Origin of the sequence: Micromonospora sp. NPDC005367 (assembly GCF_040606825.1) — a bacterium.
Lineage (GTDB): Bacteria > Actinomycetota > Actinomycetes > Mycobacteriales > Micromonosporaceae > Micromonospora.
The window spans coordinates 1-6,075 of sequence record NZ_JBEXFP010000093.1; the positions used below are offsets into that span (position 1 = coordinate 1).

Consider the following 6,075-nt stretch of genomic DNA (forward strand, 5'->3'; position numbering starts at 1 on the left):
GCCGCCCCCCGCCGCGGCCCCCCACACCGTCGGCACCGCGGTCGGGGGGGGGGGGGCCGGGCCCGGGGGGGGCCGAAACCCCCCGGCCCGCGGCCCCACCCCGCCGGCCCCCCCGCCCCCGGGGCGCCCCCACGGCCGGTCGGCGCCGGCCCGGGTGAGCCCGAACGCGCCGGCCAGCGCGAGCACCGCGACGGCGGCGGCGCACAGCGCCCGGGCCAGCGGTGGACCGGGCAGGGCCAGCGTGACGGCGCCGAGACCGGACAGGAGCACGAAGGCGCCGAGCGCGACCCACCGGATCATCTCCGGACGCCACAGCCCGGATCGGCTGCGAACGCCGGTGGCGATACCGTCGGCCAGGTCGTCGAAGTCCACCGGCGGCAGCTGGTCGGCGCGGGGACGCAGGTAGACGGTCTCGCCGTCCTGCAGGCCGAGCAGCGCGACGGTGCTCTCCTCGTCCAGCGGCGGGCCACCCAGCCGTTGCAGCACCCAGCCGCCGTGCGCCAGTCCGGCGTCGGGCAGGTTGTCACCGAGATGGTGGAGCAACGCGGGAAGCAGGTCCGCGACCAGCACGTTCGCCGGTACGGCCACCTCGATCTGCCGCCCTGGACCGGACACGACGAGGCGGCACATCTCCGCGGGGGCGGTGACGCTCATGCCCTCATGACGGCCGGGAAACGTAGCCGGTTCAAACTTCCCCGCGAACTGATTCGCGGTGGCGTTGACCCGATCCGGCTCCGGTTCCGTCATACAGGTGTCGGCCGGCGGCCCACGCGGGCCCGACGTGAGCGCAGGAAGCGGGCGAAGCCCGTGACGTGGAAGGCTCTGCCCCTTGAGTACGGTGCTGTTCCGCCGCCCCGCACGCCGCAACGGCCCGGAGATGCCGTCCGGCGAGATCAGTCTCCAGGAGCCACCGGCCCTGCCCGAGCCGCAACGCAACGGGCTGCGGCAGGCGTTCCTGATGCTGCCCATGGCGCTGATGTCCGGCGTCATGGTGCTGCTGTTCATCAGCCGCAGCGGCGGGGCGTTCACCTGGATCATCCTGGCGCTGATGGCCGTCGCGCTCGGTGGCCTGGTGGTCGGGCAGATCGCCGTCGGCGGCATGGAACGCAAGTCCCGTCTCGGCGGTGACCGCCGTGACTACCTGCGTTACCTGGCGCAGAACCGCAAGCGGGTACGCCAACACGTGCTGCGCCAGCGCGAGGCGAGCGACTGGCAGCACCCCGACCCGCGCGCCCTGTGGTCGCTGGCCATGACGTCCCGGCGGTGGGAGCGGCGCCCCACCCATCCGGACTTCCTGGAGATCCGGGTCGGCACCGGCGAGCAGCGCCTCGCGGTGCGGATCACGCCGATGCAGACCAAACCGATCGAGGACCTGGAACCGTTGGCGGCCAAGTCGCTGCGCCGGTTCATCCGCGCCTACACCACCATCGAGGACCAGCCGATCGCGTTGTTCCTGCGCGGGTTCGCGCAGATCCGCACGGCGGGCGACAAGGAGCAGATCCGCGAGTTCGTCCGGGCGCTGCTGGTGCAGCTCGTGAGCTTCCACGCCCCCGAGGAGGTCAGGCTCGCGCTGTGCCTGGCCGACGACACGGTGGCCGAGTGGGAGTGGACGAAGTGGCTGCCGCACCTGCAACACCCGACCGATCAGGACGCGGCCGGCGCCGTACGGCTGGTCGGCCGGACGGTGGAGGAGGTGGAGCAGCGGCTCGGTGAGAACTTCACCACCCGACCCCGTTACGAGCCGGGCGCGGCTCCGAACCGGGACGAGCCGTACGTCGTCGTGGTCCGCGACGGCGGACGACTGGGCAACGGCAGCCGAATGGCGACCGCCGGCTACCGCAACGCGGTCCTCATCGACCTGGACGACCCGACGCCGGCCGGCGCGAAGGGCGCACTCTGCCTGGAGGTCGACGGTGACGACCTGAGCATGGTCCGGCAGGACCGGGTCGGCAGCGAGGTACGTACCCGGCTCGCCACCCCGGACCGGCTCACCGCGGCCCGGGCCGCCGTGGTGGCCCGGACGTTGTCGCCGTACCGGCTGGGTGTGGTCACCGAGACCCCGGCGGACACCCTGAAGACCGACTTCGACCTCGGCACGATGCTGCAGATCCCCGACCTGCGCCAGCTCGACCTCGCCCGGCTCTGGGCGCCCCGCACGGCGGGGGAGCGGCTGCGGGTGCCCATCGGCATCGACGCCACCGGCCAACCGGTCGCCCTCGACCTGAAGGAGTCCGCGCTGGGCGGGATGGGGCCGCACGGCATGCTCATCGGCGCCACCGGCTCCGGCAAGAGCGAGCTGCTGCGTACGCTGGTGCTCGCGCTGGCCACCACGCATTCCTCGGAGACGTTGAACTTCGTCCTCGTCGACTTCAAGGGCGGCGCCACCTTCCTCGGCCTCGACCGGCTCCCGCACACCTCGGCGGTGATCACGAACCTGGCCGGCGAGGCCGCGCTGGTCGGCCGGATGCGGGACGCGCTGCACGGCGAGATGGTCCGCCGGCAGGAGCTGCTGCGGCAGGCCGGCGGGTTCAGCTCGGTGCTGGACTACGAACGGGCCCGGGCCCAGGGCGCCCCGCTGGACCCGCTGCCCACCCTGTTCGTGGTGGTCGACGAGTTCAGCGAGCTGCTCGCCACGCACCGCGATTTCATCGACCTGTTCGTGATGATCGGGCGGCTCGGCCGGTCGCTCGCCGTGCACCTGCTGCTGGCCAGCCAGCGCGTCGACGACGGGCGGATCGCGCAGCTGGAGTCGCACCTGTCGTACCGCATCGGGTTGCGGACCTTCTCCGCCATGGAGTCGCGGTCGGTCATCGGGGTGCCGGACGCGTACGAGCTGCCGCCGGCCCCCGGCAACGGTTACCTGCGTACCGACGTGTCGACCCTGATCCGGTTCAAGGCCGGGTACGTCTCGGGGCCGTACCGGGCCACGACCGCCCGGGTGCGGCAGGAGATCGTGCAGCAGCAGGTGGTGCCGTACTCACTCGACCACGTGCCGTTCCGTGCGCCCGATCCGGCACAGGTCGAGCAGGCGGCCGAGGAGGCGGTGGACGGCGACGAGGCCGCCACCGAACGCAGCGTGCTCAGCGTCGTGGTGGAGCAGCTGGTCGACCAGGGACCGCCGGCGCACCAGGTGTGGCTGCCGCCGCTGGACGCCTCGCCGACGCTGGACCAGCTGCTGCCGACTCTCGCACCCGACCCGGAGCGTGGGCTCACCGCCGTCGAGTGGCCCGGCAACGGGATGCTCGTCGCGCCGGTGGGCTTCGTCGACAAACCGTTCGAACAGGTGCGGGACCTGCTCCTCGTCGACCTCTCCGCCAACGGCGGGCACGTCGGCATCGCCGGTGGCCCGCGCAGCGGCAAGAGCACCTTGCTCCGTACGTTGATCAGCAGCCTGGCGTTGACCCACAGCCCGCGCGAGGTGCAGTTCTACTGCCTCGACTTCGGCGGTGGCGGACTCGGCGCGCTGGCCGACCTGCCGCACGTCGGCAGCGTCGCGGGGCGTCTCGACACCGACCGGGTCAGCCGCAGCGTCGCCGAGGTGACCGGGCTGATCGTGGATCGGGAACGCCGCTTCGGCGAGCTCGGCGTGGACGGCATGGCGAGCTACCGGAAGCTGCGGGCGGAGGGGCAGGTCACCGACGATCCGCACGGCGACGTGTTCCTGGTCGTGGACGGCTGGTTCACGCTCCGGCAGGACTTCGAGACGCTGGAGAGCGCGGTGCGGCAGATCGCCGCCCAGGGCCTCAACTTCGGCGTCCACCTGGTGCTGACCGCGTCGCGCTGGTCGGAGGTGCATCACGCGATGCGCGACCAGATCGGCACCCGGCTCGAACTGCGTCTCGGTGACCCGGTCGACTCCACCATCGACCTGCGCCTGGCGGCCACCGTTCCGCAGCTGCCCGGCCGCGGTCTCACGCCGGAGAAGCTGCACTTCCTCGCCGCGCTGCCCCGCATCGACGGGTTCGCCGACGCGTCCAGCGTGACCGAGGGCGTACGCGGTCTGACCGCCATGGTCGGTGACTTCTGGGACGGCCCGGCCGCCCCGCCGGTGCGTACGCTGCCCGCGCTGCTCCCCGCCGACACCCTGCCCGCGCCGGAGGGCGACGTGCGCATCGCGCTCGGCCTCGACGAGGCCGGGATGCAGCCGGTCTGGCACGACTTCGGCGACGTGCCGCACCTCACGGTGCTCGGCGACACGGAGAGCGGCAAGACGAACATGCTGCGCCACCTCGCCCGGGCGGTGATGGCCCGGTACACCCCGGCCGAAGCCCGCATCATGATCGTCGACTACCGCCGGCAGTTGTTCGACTCGGTGGCGCAGGAGTACCGACTGGGATACTCCGTCTCCACCGACTCCACCAGGGAGACCGTGGCGGACGCCGTCGCCGGGCTGGGGCCACGCATGCCCGGCGCGGACGTCACCCCGGAGCAGCTGCGCCGCCGGGACTGGTGGACCGGCCCTCAGCTGTTCGTCCTGGTCGACGACTACGACCTGCTGGCCGGGCACGACAGCCCACTGATGCCGCTGTTGCCGTACCTGGCGCAGGGCGCCGACATCGGGTTCCACCTGGTGCTGACCCGGGGTGCGGCCAACGTCCTGCGGATGTCGATGGATCCGCTGCTGCGCCGGATGCAGGAGACCAACAGCCCGGACGTGGCGCTCTCCTGCCCGCCCACCGAGGGCCCGTTGCTCGGCAACACCAAGCCGCGGCACCTGCCTCCCGGGCGGGCGCTGCTCTGTACGCGGCGAGGCGCGCGACTGATCCAGACGGCGTGGAGCCCGATGGAGGCGGAGCAGCCCACGGGATGACCGGCGGGGTGGACGACGCGCGGCCGCCGGGGAGCTGGGGCCGGCTACCGGTATGCGGATGTTGTCGAGCTGCCCCGGATCTGGGGCAGCTCGACAGACGGTGACGTGCGCCCGGAGCGGGGCGCCCGGCGACGCCGGCACGGCACCGAGTTCGTCATCGGCGACGAGTCGCGCCGGTCTGCCACCTGCGGCGCCGGCCCCACTTGACGGTCATCGCCGACAGGTACGCGAGCCCGGCCAGGCCGACCATTCCGGCGGCCACGGAACCAGCGATCAGTTTCGTCGGCTCGGCCGGAGCGACCGTCGGCAACGGCCGCAGCACCTGGGGCCGGGACGGCAGCGGGGTCCGCTCCAGCTCCAGTGCGGTGAGCGCGTTGTACAGGTCGAGGGTGCCGTACCCGACACCGGGCGCGGGCCAGGTACCGAGCGGGTGTTCGGCGCTCAGCTCCAGCCGGCGCCGGACGTCGGCCTGGGACAGCTTCGGGTAGTGGGCGCGGATCAGCGCCGCTGCTCCGGCCGTGTACGCGGCGGCCACCGCCGGGCCGGCGACCGAGTAGTGCCCGTTGCCGCGCGGCGCGACGCTGACCGCGTCGGCGGCGGGCGCCAACAGGTCGGCACCGGCCTCCGGCGGGGACTTCTCGGTCGGTACGCCCTTGGCGTCGACCCCGCCGACAGCGACGACGTCGGGGTGGGCGGCCGGGAACCACGGACGTACCTGCTGGGTGCTGCCCGTCGGTTTCGTCTCGTCGGAGACGGCGGCGACGAGCACGATGTCCCGACCCACCGCCTCGTGTATTGCGGCGCGAAGCTCCGCGTCCGGGCTGGTGGTGCCGACGCCGAGCAGGATGACGTCGGCCTTCGCGGCGGTCGCCGCCCGGATCCCGGCGGCGATCGCGCCCGGGGCCACCCTGCCCTTCGCGTCGACGATGCGGATCGGCAGGATCGTCGCCTCGGGCGCCATCCCGACGAAGCCGCTACCGGTCACGGGGCGGGCCGCCACGATGCCCGCGAGCGCGGTGCCCCGGCCGTAGCAGTCCCGATCGGCGGCGCCGGAGCCGACCACGTCGGTGCCGGGCCGCACCGCGCCGCGCAGCGCCGTGGCGGTGGCGCTCACGCCGGTGTCGACCACTGCCACGACGACGCCCCTGCCGCGCGTCAACGGCCACACCGTCGACGGCAGCATCCGGCGCAGCGCCCACGGCGGGCTGTCGACCACCGCCGCTCCCCGCCCCGCGACGAGTACCTGCTCACCGACCGGGGTGCCG

Annotated in this window: 3 protein-coding genes; 1 reads left to right on the forward strand and 2 read right to left on the reverse strand. The window is 73.4% G+C overall.

The window, feature by feature from the left end:
* On the reverse strand, positions 1-654 hold a 654-nt coding region (eccD, locus tag ABZS42_RS31710; RefSeq protein WP_355151616.1), incomplete at its 3' end, for a type VII secretion integral membrane protein EccD.
* Between the two features lie 223 nt (positions 655-877).
* Here eccD and eccCa point away from each other — a divergent pair.
* Entirely contained in the window at positions 878-4,810 is a 3,933-nt protein-coding gene (eccCa, locus tag ABZS42_RS31715; RefSeq protein WP_355151620.1) for a type VII secretion protein EccCa, read from the forward strand.
* A gap of 154 nt (positions 4,811-4,964) precedes the next feature.
* Here the strand turns inward: eccCa and ABZS42_RS31720 are convergent.
* Positions 4,965-6,075: S8 family serine peptidase (locus ABZS42_RS31720; protein ID WP_355151618.1), on the reverse strand; the 1,111-nt coding region annotated here is incomplete at its 5' end.

Coding starts and splice junctions, on each gene's coding strand:
- eccCa (WP_355151620.1), top strand. CDS start 878: ATGCCGTCCGGCGAGATCAGTCTCCAGGAGCCACCGGCCCTGCCCGAG.